15 protein-coding genes are annotated in these 15,417 nt (G+C 43.7%); 6 read left to right on the forward strand and 9 right to left on the reverse strand.

Going from position 1 to position 15,417, the window contains the following annotated elements; translation table 11 throughout:
• Positions 1-31: 31 nt before the first annotated feature.
• Positions 32-361 carry a winged helix-turn-helix transcriptional regulator gene (locus ACXADT_RS19815; protein ID WP_442865180.1) on the reverse strand — a complete coding sequence of 110 codons (330 nt, stop codon included), beginning with the start codon at positions 359-361 and terminating at the stop codon, positions 32-34.
• Between the two features lie 287 nt (positions 362-648).
• Here ACXADT_RS19815 and ACXADT_RS19820 point away from each other — a divergent pair, with 287 nt between their 5' ends.
• Both ACXADT_RS19820 and ACXADT_RS19825 read left to right on the forward strand, forming a co-directional pair.
• Positions 649-1,866: an MFS transporter gene (locus ACXADT_RS19820; RefSeq protein WP_474832495.1), complete on the forward strand. Its 1,218-nt coding sequence runs from the start codon at positions 649-651 to the stop codon at positions 1,864-1,866.
• Between the two features lie 134 nt (positions 1,867-2,000).
• A complete protein-coding gene (locus ACXADT_RS19825; protein ID WP_474832496.1) occupies positions 2,001-2,126 on the forward strand; it encodes a hypothetical protein in 126 nt (41 codons plus the stop codon).
• Positions 2,127-2,207: 81 nt separating this feature from the next.
• On the opposite strand, the gene ACXADT_RS19830 is transcribed toward ACXADT_RS19825, so the two are convergent.
• The 6 genes from ACXADT_RS19830 to ACXADT_RS19855 all read right to left on the reverse strand — a co-directional run bounded on the left by ACXADT_RS19830 (position 2,208) and on the right by ACXADT_RS19855 (position 7,724).
• On the reverse strand, positions 2,208-2,450 hold the full coding sequence (locus tag ACXADT_RS19830; protein ID WP_270180961.1) for a hypothetical protein: 243 nt from the start codon (positions 2,448-2,450) through the stop codon (positions 2,208-2,210).
• A 133-nt stretch (positions 2,451-2,583) separates the two neighbouring features.
• The gene (locus tag ACXADT_RS19835; protein WP_474832497.1) at positions 2,584-4,329 is read right to left on the reverse strand and encodes an ABC transporter ATP-binding protein; all 1,746 of its coding nucleotides are present in this window, start codon (positions 4,327-4,329) and stop codon (positions 2,584-2,586) included.
• A gap of 85 nt (positions 4,330-4,414) precedes the next feature.
• On the reverse strand, positions 4,415-5,278 hold the full coding sequence (locus tag ACXADT_RS19840) for a PdaC/SigV domain-containing protein (protein WP_474832498.1): 864 nt from the start codon (positions 5,276-5,278) through the stop codon (positions 4,415-4,417).
• Positions 5,279-5,401: 123 nt separating this feature from the next.
• Complete coding sequence (locus ACXADT_RS19845) at positions 5,402-6,691, reverse strand: GntP family permease (protein ID WP_474832499.1); 1,290 nt, start codon at positions 6,689-6,691, stop codon at positions 5,402-5,404.
• Positions 6,692-6,838: 147 nt separating this feature from the next.
• The gene (locus tag ACXADT_RS19850; protein WP_474832500.1) at positions 6,839-7,363 is read right to left on the reverse strand and encodes a hypothetical protein; all 525 of its coding nucleotides are present in this window, start codon (positions 7,361-7,363) and stop codon (positions 6,839-6,841) included.
• Positions 7,364-7,418: 55 nt separating this feature from the next.
• Complete coding sequence (locus tag ACXADT_RS19855) at positions 7,419-7,724, reverse strand: hypothetical protein (protein WP_474832501.1); 306 nt, start codon at positions 7,722-7,724, stop codon at positions 7,419-7,421.
• Between the two features lie 181 nt (positions 7,725-7,905).
• On the opposite strand from ACXADT_RS19855, the gene ACXADT_RS19860 reads away from it, so the two are divergent.
• Positions 7,906-8,307, forward strand: coding sequence for a VOC family protein (locus ACXADT_RS19860; protein WP_474832502.1), 402 nt, complete (start codon positions 7,906-7,908; stop codon positions 8,305-8,307).
• Between the two features lie 66 nt (positions 8,308-8,373).
• Here ACXADT_RS19860 and ACXADT_RS19865 read toward each other — a convergent pair whose 3' ends face one another.
• Positions 8,374-9,009 carry an FMN-dependent NADH-azoreductase gene (locus ACXADT_RS19865; protein ID WP_474832503.1) on the reverse strand — a complete coding sequence of 212 codons (636 nt, stop codon included), beginning with the start codon at positions 9,007-9,009 and terminating at the stop codon, positions 8,374-8,376.
• Positions 9,010-9,595: 586 nt separating this feature from the next.
• A complete protein-coding gene (locus ACXADT_RS19870) occupies positions 9,596-12,730 on the reverse strand; it encodes an efflux RND transporter permease subunit (protein WP_474832504.1) in 3,135 nt (1,044 codons plus the stop codon).
• A gap of 116 nt (positions 12,731-12,846) precedes the next feature.
• Between ACXADT_RS19870 and ACXADT_RS19875 the strand changes: the two genes are divergently transcribed.
• Genes ACXADT_RS19875 through ACXADT_RS19885 form a run of 3 tightly spaced genes read left to right on the forward strand, consistent with a single transcriptional unit; the run spans position 12,847 to position 15,407 of the window.
• Entirely contained in the window at positions 12,847-13,692 is an 846-nt protein-coding gene (locus ACXADT_RS19875) for a TetR/AcrR family transcriptional regulator (protein ID WP_474832505.1), read from the forward strand.
• Positions 13,693-13,713: 21 nt separating this feature from the next.
• Positions 13,714-14,601: an ABC transporter ATP-binding protein gene (locus ACXADT_RS19880; protein WP_474832506.1), complete on the forward strand. Its 888-nt coding sequence runs from the start codon at positions 13,714-13,716 to the stop codon at positions 14,599-14,601.
• Complete coding sequence (locus tag ACXADT_RS19885; RefSeq protein WP_474832507.1) at positions 14,598-15,407, forward strand: ABC transporter permease subunit; 810 nt, start codon at positions 14,598-14,600, stop codon at positions 15,405-15,407. Before ACXADT_RS19880 ends, ACXADT_RS19885 begins: the two co-directional genes overlap by 4 nt.
• Positions 15,408-15,417 lie beyond the last annotated feature (10 nt).

Below are 15,417 nucleotides of genomic sequence, written 5' to 3' on the forward strand. Positions count from 1 at the left end.
GTGGAAGTGCCCCTCTATTGTATATCCCGTTCTATTCTAAAACATCGCAGCCGTTTTTCTTAATATAGCCCTCTCCCCATGCGCACATCGCATCGAGTATCGGTTTTAAAGACCAGCCGTAATCTGTTAACGAATAGATCACTTTTGGCGGGACTTGATCAAAAACTTTTCGATTCACAACACCGTCTTCCTCTAGTTCACGCAGCTGCTGTGTGAGCATTTTCTGCGTGATCTTCGGCATAAGTTTCTTCAATTCACTCGTACGTCGCTCTTTCTCGATCAAATGACACATAATAACGACTTTCCACTTCCCTCCGATGACATCGAGAGTCGCTTCTACCGAATTGTTATATGGCATGATGGTTCCTCCTAAGGTACTTTTTTGCACCTATGATCTATTTAGGGTTGTACACGTCTAATTAACGCTAACTAAACTAACATACCGGTAGTATATCCGAAAAGCAAAATGGTTTCTACAGGTACTTACAGGTACCTATAGCACCTCGAGGTTCCTTTATAACAATAAAGTGCGTACTTCACGGCAAGAAGCGTATGTCGCATAATAGTTTTTGCAGAGAGGGCGTGGCTTCATTTCGGCGCAGAACAACGTTCACTCAAGAACTAATTATGCTTTTAGGAGGACGATCCATGAGTTCACATACATTAGAAAAGAAGAAAGGCGGAATCGCAGCGCTACTCGCACTGGCGATTTCTGCATTTGGAATCGGGACGACGGAGTTCGTTCCGGTCGGCCTACTAACTACGATCTCTGATGACTTAGGCATCTCGATCACGTTAGCAGGATTATTAATTTCCGGCTATGCGCTCGGTGTTGCTTTCGGTGCACCTATTTTAACCGCATTAACAGACCGGATGAATCGAAAAACATTGCTCATGTCACTTATGGTTATTTTTATTCTAGGAAACGTCGTTGCTGGTATGGCAACCTCTTTTACATTTTTATTAATCGCACGAATCATCACCGCCTTCTCACACGGAATCTTCTTCTCGATCGGTTCAACGATCGCAGCGGACTTAGTACCTGAAGATAAACGTGCGAGCGCAATTGCATTTATGTTCACAGGGTTAACGGTCGCAACCGTTACGGGTGTTCCACTCGGTACGTTTATCGGGCAAACGTTCGGCTGGCGCGCAACGTTCCTAGGTGTCGCGATGCTTGGAGTGATCGGCATCATCGCAAGCGCGATCCTGGTACCAAAGAACTTAAAAGAAGCACCGCCTTCAACATTTGTCGATCAGCTAAAAATCGTAAGCTCTGGCCGTTTGCTCCTCGCGTTCGCGATCACCGCACTAGGCTATGGAGGAACGTTCGTTGCATTCACCTATTTAACACCACTATTAGAAAACGTGACTGGTTTTAGTTCCAAATGGGTCAGCGTGATCTTACTCGTATACGGTCTAGCCGTTGCGGTCGGAAACGTGGTCGGCGGGAAGGCGTCCAACAAGAGTCCGATCAAAACACTCTTCTGGATGTTCATTCTTCAAGCGATCGTACTGGTGGCACTAAGCTTCACTGCACCGTTCAAAGTGATCGGTCTTATCACGATCGCTCTTATGGGTCTATTCGCGTTCATGAGCGTACCAGGCCTACAGCTGCTCGTTGTAAACCTGTCAGAAAAATATGTGCCATCTGCAGTGAATGTGGCTTCAGCCATGAACATCGCAGCATTTAACATCGGTATCGCGATCGGCTCATTCGTAGGCGGACTCATCGTTGATTCAATCGGCTTGATCCACACCGCATGGATCGGCGGCGTCATGGTAGCCGGAGCCGTACTCTTAACAGCTAGGCTTGGTAGATTAGAAAAAAACTCACAAAGTCAACTTTACAAAGCAAGTGCTTAACATCGAAAGGGAAGTTCCTCGTGGAACTTTCCTTTCTTTTTACTTTCCAACACAAACTTTCTTACTACAACCATTTGTAGTACAATCACAACGAATGGTATGAAACAACGAAAACACATCCAGAGGAGTTAATCATGAAACCAGGTATCTTGGCACTATTTCTAGTACTGATCGTTCCATTAATCGTTGTTTATAGAAAGATAAATGAACACGATGCGATTTTAGAAAATAGACTGAAGGATCGTACAGGGATTAGGTGAAAATTGAACGTAGTGAACGTTATACTGAACATCATTCCGATTAAAACGGTCAGTGGCGAGTGCCTCTGACCGTTTATTATTTTATGGTGTTTTTTTAGTAACCTTTCTAAATTTATACTCCCCATGAAACCAGGTGCCCGTTCCATAAGTAGTCCCAAATATTAGTCCAGTTGTTGTATAATCTGTGAAATGATTGAGTCCTCCATGAAAGTAAAGGTCTATGCCCGCTTCCACTAATGCAATACCCATTCCGCCTAAAATGATTCCGTAAAAAAGGATATACTTCCACATACCCAACTTTCGAGTCTCACTCCATTCATTCAAGAACGCTTCTTCCTTAAAAATAATCGTCACCCGCTTTTCAGGAAATTGTACTGTTTATAACTGTGTTAACCAGAGAGCACCCATCGTCATTGAAATTTGATGCTTTCCATTGTTGTTAGGAGAAATCTATTCACTACGAACTCTCCAACTGAAACTGCTGCTGCGCGAGCTTGAAATAAAGAGCATGGTTCTGCATTAATTCGTCATGCGTTCCGGTCTCAATCACCTTGCCCTCTTCCATCACTAGGATTTGGTCAGCGTGAACGACGGTGGAAAGCCTGTGGGCGATGACGATCGTCGTACGGTCTTTCATCAAGTTGTTGAGTGCCTTCTGCACCTGCACTTCTGACGTACTATCTAGACTCGATGTTGCTTCATCCAAAAGAAGAATGGAAGGATCTCTAACGATGGCCCGCGCGATGGCGATTCGCTGCCGTTGACCACCTGATAGCTTGATGCCCCGCTCTCCAATTTCCGTATCGAACCCATTCGGAAGCTCCATGATAAACGGAAGTGCATAAGCCTGATCAGCCGCTTGTTTTAACACGTCGTCTGAAATCTCACGTTCCATTCCATATAAAATATTTTCTCGGATCGTTCCCGCGATAAGTGGACTCTCTTGGGAAACATAACCGATCTGATTACGCCATGATTGGAGGGAGAATTCGGTGATTTCCGTATCTCCAAGTGTAATCGACCCTTTTTGCGGTACGTAGAATCGTTCGATCAGTGAAAAGGTTGTTGTCTTACCACTTCCACTCGGACCGACGATCGCCGTGATCTTACCTGGGGGAACACTGAACGATGCTCCTTTTAGAATCACTTCTTTTCCATATGAGAACTCCACATCGTTAAAGGCTAAAGGTTGAGATGGATTCGTAACTTCCTTTCCGATCAAGCGCTCTTCCCCTTCATGGTCGAGCAAAAACTGCAGCCGTTCCGTCGCTCCCATCGCCTTCTGGATCGCAGTTAAAAATCTTGCCATCGAGCTAAAGGGAATGATGATCTGAAAGAGGTATAGCAAAAAGGCAACGAGCTCACCTGCAGTAAGTTCCCCAGTTGAAACACGAACGCCTCCATACCCTACGATGACGACCAACACACCCATCAATAGTAACGTCATGATCGGCATGAGGAGCGCGTAGATTTTCGCTTCCTTCATACTATAAGAGAAAACGTTCTTAATGCCATCTTCTCCATTCTTCTCTTCAATGTTTTCAGCTAAAGAGAATTTCACAAGACGTATTTCTGAAAGAACTTGTGTGATCGTCGCCGTGAATTTGGCCGTTTCTTCTTGAAGTCCCTTCGACACTTTGTACATTCGTTTTCCGATAAAACGAATCCCAAGCATCATGATCGGAACGACTGTAAGCAGGATCACCGTCAAACGCCAATCGAGATAAAGCAGGATCGCGATCGAACCTACGATCGACAATGTACTCGTCAGCAAGTTGATGAGATGATTCGAGACGAGATCTTTGATCACGCCTGTATCGTTTACAATCCTGCTCGTGGTATCACCGACCCTGTTGCTGTCAAAGAACGTCACCTTCATGGAAAGCACTTTTTTCATCAGTCTTTCGCGAAGACGCGCGACGACGGATTCTCCTATGTAAAGTAGCAAATACATCGATAGCCCTGAGAAGATCGCTTGAAGCACAAACGCTGCGATCAAGAGACCGATGATTCCGTTCGATAATGTCCCTGACGAGAGCTGGTCGACTAAATTTTTCGTAAAAAACGGGACGATTAATCCAGCAACTGTCCCGATCAAACTCATCGTTACCGCGATCGTGACGAGTAATTTCGAAGGATTCGTTTCTTTTATTAAGGTGGCAAGCCCACTCCAGTTCATTTTCTTATTTTCTATCTCTTCCATTCCTTCATCCCCCTTAATCCTAGTATAGCTTCAAATTGGGAAATGTCATAAAAAAGACCCTGCTTGTCACAGAGTCTTCTCATTTTTACTGAAGGAGCTCCTTAATTGCAGCGCTCGACATGAACTCAGCAGGAACGTCTTCATAGCTAATTTCAAACTCAAGATGTCCACCTACAGCATAGCTCGCTGAAATGCTGATTCCCAATCGATCTTCTGTGAAGTAAGTGAACGTTTCAGAGTGCTGATCTGTTTCGATACTATCGAGGTTATCCGCATTCAAGAAACTAGCTTTTGAAACATTTGCCTTTACATCAACACCGATGTCTTCTACTTCAGGATTAACCGCCTTAAAAGCGTCTGATTTAAAAAATTCAATGAACGCATTATCTACTTTTACAACGTCTGTTAAACGAATTTTATTCCCATTTTCAAGGTCGATGTTGGTCGTATAAAACATTTTGTTCGGATGTGCAGCACCTTCCACGTAGCCTGTACCAGCATATTGCACGCTCAAAAATGAAGGACTTTCATATGTAATGGTATAACCGATGTCGAGCTCGAGCTCTTCTGTATTCTCATAATAGTTCATCACTTTTAATGCTTCATCAAATAACAAGCTGTTGATGCGATCTTTCTTCGCTTCATCTGCAAGGTGTTTGATCTGTGGATATTCGATCGTGATACTACCTTCTGTGTATAACTCTTGTGTTAGTTCAAAACTCGGTTCTTGCTCAGCCGCTTCCCCTTCATCCTCGTTAGAAACATCTTCAACACCCTTTTCTTCCATCGTTTCTTCACCGTTTACACCTTCCGTTTCAGAAGCCGATTCGCCGTTCACTTCTTCAGCTACGAACTCTTTTTCCGTTCCTTCACCAGCATTTTCAGTTTGACCACATCCTGATAACACTAGGCAGAATGTGACAGCACTCGTAAGTATTAATTTTTTCAAAGCAACCCTTCTCCTTTTTACATATATATACATTCATCATACTCTACTTATCGGTGTAACAGAATCCCCTTTTTATTATTGTTAAACAGCAAAAAAGCTCAGTACAGTGACTGAGCTTATCTTTTAAATAATACCCATCATCGCTAAGAAGATGATGGCGATCGTGGCGATCATCGGGATGATGAGTCCAACGACGAACACGTCTTTGTACGAATCTTTATGCGTAAGACCCGTTACTGTAAATAGCGTTAGAAGGGCACCGTTGTGTGGAAGGATCGAGGCACCAGAAGCAACGGATGTAATTCTGTGGAACGCCTCAAGACTCAGTCCGTTTTCAACAGCGATATTGTAATACTCCTCTCCAAGCGCCTCAAGCGCGATTCCCATACCTCCCGATGCTGATCCTGTGATCATTGCGAGAAGCTGAACCGCAAAAGCTTCTGAAAAATATGGGCTGAGGGGGATCGAGAAGATCATGTCTTTTACAGCCTCGAAACCTGGAGACGCGGTTACAACTGAACCAAATCCAACAGCTGCGCTCGTATTGATCGTCGCCATAACCGATCCTGATGCACCCTTGTTGATGGAGCCGATGAAGTTTTTGAATTCTTTCCAGTTAAACGCCATGATGAGAAGAATCCCGATTAATAGGGCAACGAGAATACTAAGATCCTCGAATGCATTCAGCGTAACAACAACTGCGATGAGAGGGATGATGGAAAGAAGCCAGTTCGGTAAATCTTCCTCATCAATCGTATTCACTTCATTATCGCCTTCAGGCTCTGTAAACTTTTCATCCTTTTTAAGGAGCTGTTTCTCTCGGAATTTTAAATAGAAATAGCCCCCGACTGCCATGATCAATCCAGCCACGATACCCATGATCGGTGCTGCCATCGTGTTCGTTTTGAACGTATTGATGGGAATGATGTTCTGAATCTGTGGTGTTCCTGGGATCGCCGTCATCGTGAAGGTAAAAGCCCCTAAAACAAACGTCGATGGAATCAGCTTACGCGATACGTTTGCGCGGCGAAACATCGCGACTGCCAGAGGATAAACTGCAAATACCACAACGAATAGACTTACTCCGCCGTATGTCAGCACTGCTGCTGACAACAGCATTCCTAGAATCGCGCGTTTTTCACCGATAAGGTTTGAGATCTTATACGCAACAGACTGTGCGGCACCCGTGTCTTCCATCAACTTTCCGAAGATGGCACCGAATAAGAAGATCGGAAAGTATGATTTCGCAAACCCAACGAAACCTTCCATATAAGTAGATGTGTACGTATCGAGTATATTCATCCCGCTTAGTAATGCAACGATTCCGGATACGAGCGGCGCGATCCAGATGATCGACCAGCCAAGATAAGCTAGAAGCATCAACAGTGCAAGGCCAATAATAATACTAATCATGATGTCAAGTCCTCCTACCTAAAGATCAACTGTTTGCTCTTACTATGTCCAGCGGTGCCTGTCACTACCCGTTTTTTATCATTAATTGTCGATAGCATAAAAAACGCGCAAAACTGTTAGCCAGTTTTACGCGTTTCCCTTAACTATTTACTTTCGTTGATCAATGATTGAATTTGCAACATTGACAAGCTCTTCCTTTGTCATCGGCTCATCATTACCATTGCGTGGAACGACTGAACGGAGACCAAACATGACGTTACCATTTTCGCTCATCCACGTTAATTCACTGATACTTTCCCAATCGTTGAAGGAAGCACGAATGTCATTCTCAAGCTCCACATCCGTTTTTCCGAAGCTAACTTCTTTCCCTTCTACGTCCCGCTGCATCAAAGAAAGCTGCTCATTTCCTTTCGAATAAATTAACGTTACATCATTCGGTTCTAACTTTGTCTGCGCAGTCGCAGTAACTTCTTCAGCCTCGAACGGAATGCTTTCCATGTCTGGTGCTGATAATTCATCTCGAAATTCTTTAGATAGCTTTTCAACTTCACTCTTCACTTCTGGATTGGCCTCCACAAGCGAGTTGAGGTGATTTTCTGAGTTCGAACTGCCTGAATTACACGCAGCAAGTACTAAAAGAGCTGATAATAACATGCCGAATTTTAGTTTCATTGTAAAAACCTCCTCTTAGACAGACGAAAGAAACAAAAGAAATGTTTCACTAAGGCTAAAAGAAATGGTTACGAGACGTTTCTTCAAACACTTTCCAATGTCCATTCATCATCGAGGTGTACTCTCTCATCACAATGTAGTTCACTTGTTTTCCGTCTTCATTCTCCGTCAAAACAAAATATGTATCAGAACCTCGATAATCGATCGTAATCACGTCGTTTCCTTGAAACGTTCCCTCTTCCGTGATGATTTCTTTTAACGCGTTTTTCTCATTAATCTCTAGAAAGAAGTTGTAAGGACCTAGAAAATTTATAACCAACAATACAACGACGACTCCTGAAATGACGAGCAGTTTCTTCATTACAATTCCCCCAACCACTTTTTTTAGCACACTTATCTTAACATAATATTCCATATTTCATTTCACTTCACCCAAATAGACGGGTCTTTCCTCACTTCCTCAATTAATGTTTATTTAAGAAGGAGTCCACTGAGACAAAATTGAATAACACAATTACAATTGAGAAAGGAGGTACCGTTTAATGTCTAGTTTCATCTCTCATATTGCTACTGTTGAAATACCCGTCAGTAACCTTCCTTCGTCTATTTCGTTTTATCAAGAAATACTAGGCGTCCATATTCATTTTCAAGGAGAACGAAACGCCATGCTGACGTTCAATCAACAAGGAGTTCCGACAATCTTTTTGGTCGAAACGGAATCAACGGAAAAACTCTCTTTTCAAAACTCCTATACCGAAGTCGTACATAGCATCCTCGATTTTTACACAAACGACTTAGAAGGCTTTTACCACTGGTTGAAGGAGAAAGAAATTGAAGTGGGTCCTTACAACGTGAATCCTGATAACGGATTTGGCGGGTTCGGTTTTAAAGATCCAGACGGGAATTTACTCAGTGCTACGAACGTTCTTCATCCTGGGCAATAACTTTTTAAGTGACTGATCACCAACACAAAAAGACACCCTCATAAAAGGGTGTCTTGCATACTTCAATTAAAACGTTTGTGCTGCATCCTTCGCACGCGCAATCCCGTTTTCTTTAATTTCTTCAGCTTTTTCAGGCATCAATGCATGTCCTTCGATATAGACGTGCTCAAGCGTTGGCACACCGTAGAACTGCATCATAACGCCAAGGTAGCGATGGCCCATTTCCATCTCAGCCGCTGGACCTTCTGAGTAGATTCCGCCGCGAGCTTGAATGTGCATTGCTTTTTTGTCTGTTAGAAGACCAACAGGGCCTTCAGCCGTATATTTGAACGATTTACCAGCAACGGATACCGCATCGATATACGCTTTTAGTACCGGTGGGAAGAAGAAGTTCCAGAACGGCGTAACGAATACATATTTATCTGCATCGATAAACTGTTCACATAGCTCTGAAAGACGGTTTACCTTTGCCTTTTCTTCCTCTGAAAGCTCTTCGAATCCGCTTCCTTTTTGAAGCTTACCCCATCCGCTGAATACATCAGCGTCAATTTGAGGAATGTGCTCTTTATATAAATCCATGTGGATGATTTCGTGATCAGGGTTTACCTCTTTGTATTGGTCGATAAAAGCCTTTCCAGCTGCCATGCTGTAAGAATACGTCTCATCATGTGGATGAGCTGTGATGTACAATACTTTCGTCATGTTTAACTTCCTTTCTGTTTTTCTTTAAGGCTCGTCATAGTATGTGTTAATCGGACTACTCCCAATCCCTCGAGCCAAAGAGTTTTTAATTAAGATATCTCGAAACAAAGATAATAATAATATAAAGTAATTAAAGAATCAACTAATATGATTCACTTATATAAAAAAGATGAGAATCTCTTAACGGAATTAAGAAATCCTCACCTTTATATTAGAAATCACGCTTTTCGATACGCACGTCGTTCCGCGTAGGAAACACACTTATAACAAACGGGTTTACGGTTATCTTCTTCGTCCAGATAGTACTGCGGACGCACCGGTTTTTGTTTACAGATCATGCATTTCTCTAGACCGAACATTTTTCGAAAGAAGCTCTTCATATGATCAGCTCTCTTCTTAAGATGATAAGACCTTACTCTATAGTATACATCCCTATGCGGTTTAAGTGCGAAAATGTAGCTCATCACTTCCAAAGAGTGCAAGTGCCCTTTCCCACATTTTTACTTGCGCACGATGCGTTTAAAATTTTGGTAAAATCACATAAAAAACATAACGTGCGGAAGTCCCGCACGTCATGCTTTACCTTTTATGCTTTTTTTGGCTTTTTCTGAAACTTGCTCAACATTTCGTACACGATCGGTACAATCAATAATGTTAGGAGCGTCGAGCTCGCAAGACCACCGATTACGGTAAGTCCAAGACCTTTACTGATGATCGAGCCACCTTCAAAACCGAGTGCGAGTGGCAGCAGCGCACCGATCGTTGCAAGAGCTGTCATCAAGATCGGACGTAATCGCGTCACCCCAGCATCGAGCAATGCTTCACGCGTTGAGTATCCTTCTTTTTCTTTCTGAATAACGCGGTCGATCAGGACGATCCCGTTCGTAACAACGATTCCGATCAGCATCAGTGCACCGATCATAGCGGATATACTCAATGTTTCTCCACCAACTAGCAGCCCTAGAACTGCTCCGATAATCGTGAACGGCAAGGAGAACAGGATTGCGAATGGCGCAAGTGCTCCTCCGAAGAAGATGACGAGCACAACATAGACGATCGCAATCGCCGCAAGCATCGCAAGACCTAGCTGACTGAACGATTCATTGATATCTTCTGTAACCCCGCCGATCGAAATGTCGATCGTATCAGGATGGTCGATCTTATCCAACTCTTCCTTTACAGAAGCAGAGACTGATCCGATATCATCTGTTGTCGCTTTTGCTGAAACGCTGCCGTATACTTTTCCATCACGGCGCGTGATCGTGTCTTCTGTTGTTCCTTCTTCAACTGTAAACAGCTCGTTGATTGGAACGGATACACCCATTGGCGACTGAATTTCCTTATCTGTTAACTCTTCAAATGTTTCATAGTCGTCTTTCTCAACTTCAATGAAGACTTGAAGCTCTTCTCCATCTTCTTTTACCGTCGAAATTTCTGAACGCTGCCCGTTCTGACCGAGCTCCATACCGACTTGACCGGCGGTTAGCCCTAGCTGACTGAGCTTCTCTTGATCTGCGACGAGCGTGTATTCTTCATACGACTCAGCGAGACTGGATTCGGCTTCATTTAGATCATCTTGATCATTGAGGACGCCTTCCACCTCTTCTACATATGGCTTAATGTCATCCATCGTATCACCAAATATTTGAACCTGGATATCGTTACTAGAACCTGTAGAAGAGAATTCCTGGTTGTTCCATTCCCCTTTGTCCGTCATGTTTTTCAAATCTTTGATCACTTGTTCTTTTTCTTCAGTGAAGTTTTCCGTATCATCCGCATACATCACAAAGAATGCCGCCTGGTTGGATGCACCAGGGTTCATCGGATTTTCTCCACCAACAGAGTATTGAATGATCTCAACATCGTCTCGACCTTCAAAATACTTCTCCGCTTCAAGTGCGATCGACTCGACATCTTCAAGCGTTTGTCCAGGTGCAGGACTGAACGTCGGCATCACCATCTTCTCTTCTTCACCTGGTAAAAAGCTAACGCCAACTAGCGGAATCATCGCGATACTCCCTACAAGGACACCGATCGCAACGATCGAAGAGATGATCTTATGATTTAGAACACTATTTAAAATTGAACGGTACCACGTAGCGAGCTTCCCTGGACCATCCTTATGGCTTTTCATTGCCTGTTCTTTATTTAAAAGCGAGTGCGACATCATCGGTACGATCGTAACCGCAACGATTAATGAAGCGAGTAGTGCAAATACTACCGTCAATGCGAATGGAAGGAACACTTGACCTACGACACCTTCAACGAGTCCGAGCGGTAGGAAAACCGCGATCGTCACGATCGTTGACGATAGAATCGGCATGAACATTTCCTTCGTTGCGGATCGAATCAGTTCCTTACCTTCTAACTTCTCTTCTTTTAATGACATCCGCCTGTATATGTTCTCAACGACAACAATCGAATCATCGACAACACGTCCGATCGCAACGGTCATCGCACCGAGCGTCATGATGTTAAGCGTGATTCCCATTTGATTCAATACGAGTAACGCGATGAATAGAGATAGCGGGATCGATACGACCGAAATCAACGTTGTTCGAATGTTACGCAGGAACAACAGAATGACGATGATCGCAAACAGTCCGCCGAACAATGCTTTGTTCAACATCGTACTTACGGATTCTTCGATCGGCTCGCCCTGGTCGAACGTAAAGATGAAGTCGATACCGTCTAGTTCATCTTCAAACTCAGCAGCTTGTTCCTTCACTTGATCGACAACGTCGACTGTATTCGCTTCTTGCGATTTGATTACTTGAACCGTAATCGATTCTTCCCCGTTCGTACGTGAAATCGACTCGGCTTCTGCAACGATTTCAAAATCAGCGATCTCACCTAACGCAACGGTTGGAATGCCTTGCTGTGCTTGAACAGCTTCAGCACCTCCCTGAGCTCCTTGACCTGACGGCGTTCCAGGAGCACCTTGTTGCGGAGCGGTTCCTTGCGGCGCACTCTGCGATGGAATCATTGGAATTTGGAGTTTTTCTAAATCATCGATCGTTGTGATGTTTCCATCGATCACAACGGATTTCTGTGTATCATCAAACGTGTATAGTCCAAGCGGGAACGTCACTTTTGAACCTTTGATCAAGTTCGTAACCGTTTCTTGGTCCATGCCTCGTTCAGAGAGCGCTTCGTCATCAAACTGAAGCTGAACTTCTCTCACTTCTTGACCAGCAACCTGAACATCGCCAACACCATCTAACCCTTCGAGTGCAGGTGCGATCGTATCTTCAACAGTCGAAGTGAGCTCAGCAAGATCACCATTTTCATTCGTAACACTCATACTGATAACAGGGAACGCATTAAAGTTCACTCGCGACACATCAGGCGTCTCAGCGCCATCAGGTAACGCTACTTCATTTACTGCTTCTTGAAGTTCGTCCTCTGCTTCATCTAAATCTTTGCTAAAATTATATTCGAGCTGTAAACTCGAAGCATTTTGGAACGAGCTTGAACTTACGGATTTCATTCCGCTTAAATTCTGCACTTTCTGCTCGATCGGTTCTGATATCTCATCAGCCACCTCTGCAGGTGTCGCACCTGGATACACGGTCGTAACCGTGATGATCGGTGGATCGATATTTGGAATCGTTTCTAATTTCATATTCAATCCGGAATATAGACCAGCAGCTGTAATGATGATGGTCATAAGCCAGACAGCAAATTTATTATTCATCGAAAAATTTATAATCTTGCTCATACGTTCTCTCCTTCCCCTTTTTGACCAAGTAGTCATTCTGTTATAAAATATACATGACCACTTGGTCAGAGGTCAAGGAAGAAATGTTCATTAACGTGATAGAAGGTGGTCAATATATGGAACCAAAAAAAATAATGATTATAGAGAATGCCATCAAGCTTTTTGCGAAAAAAGGATTCAGCGCAACGTCTGTTCAAGAGATCGCAAAGGAATGCGATATCTCGAAAGGCGCATTTTACCTTCACTTTAAATCGAAAGACGAATTGCTATTCGAAGTCCTCATGTACTATTGGAACAGAATGCAGCGTAAAGTGAATGAAGTCGCAACCGAGCCGATGTCTCCAAAGGAAAAATTTACGTATCAACTAAAAGTTTTTATGGAAGAAATCGCAGATCACCGGGAGTTCATCATCATGCAATTCCGTGAGCAGGCGATTCCGTTCAACGAGTCAATCGAAGAACTCATCAGAAAGATGCGCTTCAATTCGTACCTTTTTTACAAAAATCATCTCCTTGCGATTTATGGAAAAGAGTGCGAACCATACGTGTGGGAAGCGAGTCTTGCTGTTCAGAGTTTAATGAAAAACTACATCGACCTTATCATTCTAGATAATATTGAGTTCGATTATTTAGAAGTGGCATCTGCAGTCACGAGAAAAACCGACTATTTGATGACCGGATTTTCAGAAAGTAGTGACCAACCAGTCATAACAGAGGAAGTCATCGAACAGATCATGCCTGAAGGATTTAATCTGCATGACCTCGAAGAAATTAAAAATGTGCTCACACTCATTTTAGAAAAAGAAAGTGATGAAAATCTGATCGATACTGCAACGATCCTTTTAGATGAGCTAGCGAGAACATCCCCAAGACAAGCGGTCATAAAGGGTATGGCGTCCAATCTCGATAAATACGATCGCTACTTGGATTTCGCATCACGTTTACGAAACTACTTTCTATAACGTAACGAAGGGGGTTTAGTCATGATCACCATCACGAACCTTACGCGCGAGTTTTCAAATGGAAAAGGGATTTTCGATGTGTCGTTCAATGTAAAAAAAGGCGAAGTATTCGGCTTCCTCGGTCCAAACGGTTCCGGAAAGTCGACGACGATCAGACACCTGATGGGTTACATGAAGCCGCAAAAGGGAAGCGCGACAGTGTTCGAGTACGATGCGTGGAGCGAGCAGGCAAAAGCACGCGAACATGTTGGCTATTTACCAGGGGAAATCGCCTTTTTAGACGGTATGAAAGGGACAGAATTTCTCGACATGATCGCAGGTATGCAGGGAAAACAGGATAAGGAAAAGCGAGAGGAATTGATCCGTCGCCTCCAATTCGATCCGAAAACCCCGATTCGTAAGATGTCTAAAGGCATGAAGCAAAAAGTTGGGATCGTAGCGACGTTCATGCACGACCCGGACATCTACATTCTCGATGAGCCGACATCTGGACTCGATCCTTTGATGCAGCGCGTCTTCGTTGAGCTTGTGCTTGAAGAAAAGGATAAAGGGAAAACGTTCCTCATGTCATCCCACAGCTTTTCAGAAATCGAACGAACGTGTGACCGAGCCGCCATCATTAAAGACGGGCGAATCGTCACCGTGAAGGATATTCATGAGCTGCAGTCGATGCAGCGAAAATTATTCGACATTACCTTCTTCAACCCTGAAGATGTAGAAGCAGTGAAATCTTCTACTCTATCGATTGAGAAGACGGATGGAAACATGGTACGGATTGAGGTGCAAGGAAACTATGACGCGTTTTTTAAAGAACTCGCAAACTACCCTATTAAAAACGTAAGCGCTGCAAACCAGAGCCTCGAGCAGATCTTCATGGACTATTACAATGCTGAGGAGGTGAACGGATGAGCGCTTCACTCTATAAACAGATGATGAAATCAAACTTAAAAAGCATCATGAGCTTCGGCATCGCTTCTGCTGTCTACGTCATCTTGATGACATCTCTCTTTCCGATGATTTCCGACAACATCGATAAAATTCAAGAGCTAACAGCGATTTATCCTGATAGCTTGAAGAATGCGTTCGGACTCGAATCGTTCGGCACATATGGGGAGTTTATCTCAGCAGAGTACTACGGACTATTCTTTTTATTCATCTTAGGAATCTTCAGCGTGATGACCGCGATACAACTGATTGCAAAGCTAGTCGACCGAGGATCAATGGCTTACTTACTTTCTACCAAAGTATCCCGCGCTGAGGTCGCAATCACGCAAATCGCCGTTCTCATCACTGGCCTTGTTATCATTATTTTTCTAAACTTTGCAGGCGGGTTTGCAGCTGGAGAACTCCTGATCGACGACCAATACGCGATTGGGATGGGCGACTTTTTCCAGATCAACTTTGTAGGATTCCTTCTTTTCTTTGCGGTAGGAGGCTACTCCATCCTCATCTCTTCCCTTTTTAACGATGAGAAAATGGCGTTTGCAGCAGCTGGCGGGGTAACGTTTTTATTCTACGCATTAGATATGGCGGGTAAAATCGTTCCAGACTTAGATTGGCTACGGAACCTTACGCTCTTCTCACTCTTTGAACCAGCGAAGATCGCGAACGGCGATGTGAACGTCGCGTTCGTCTCTGTCACACTCTTCGGATTAGGATTACTCGCATACGTCGCAACCGTGTTCGTGTTTCGAAAACGAAATTTACCGCTGTAGGTGCATCAAG

The sequence above is a fragment of the Anaerobacillus sp. ABR4_321 genome (assembly GCF_056158505.1).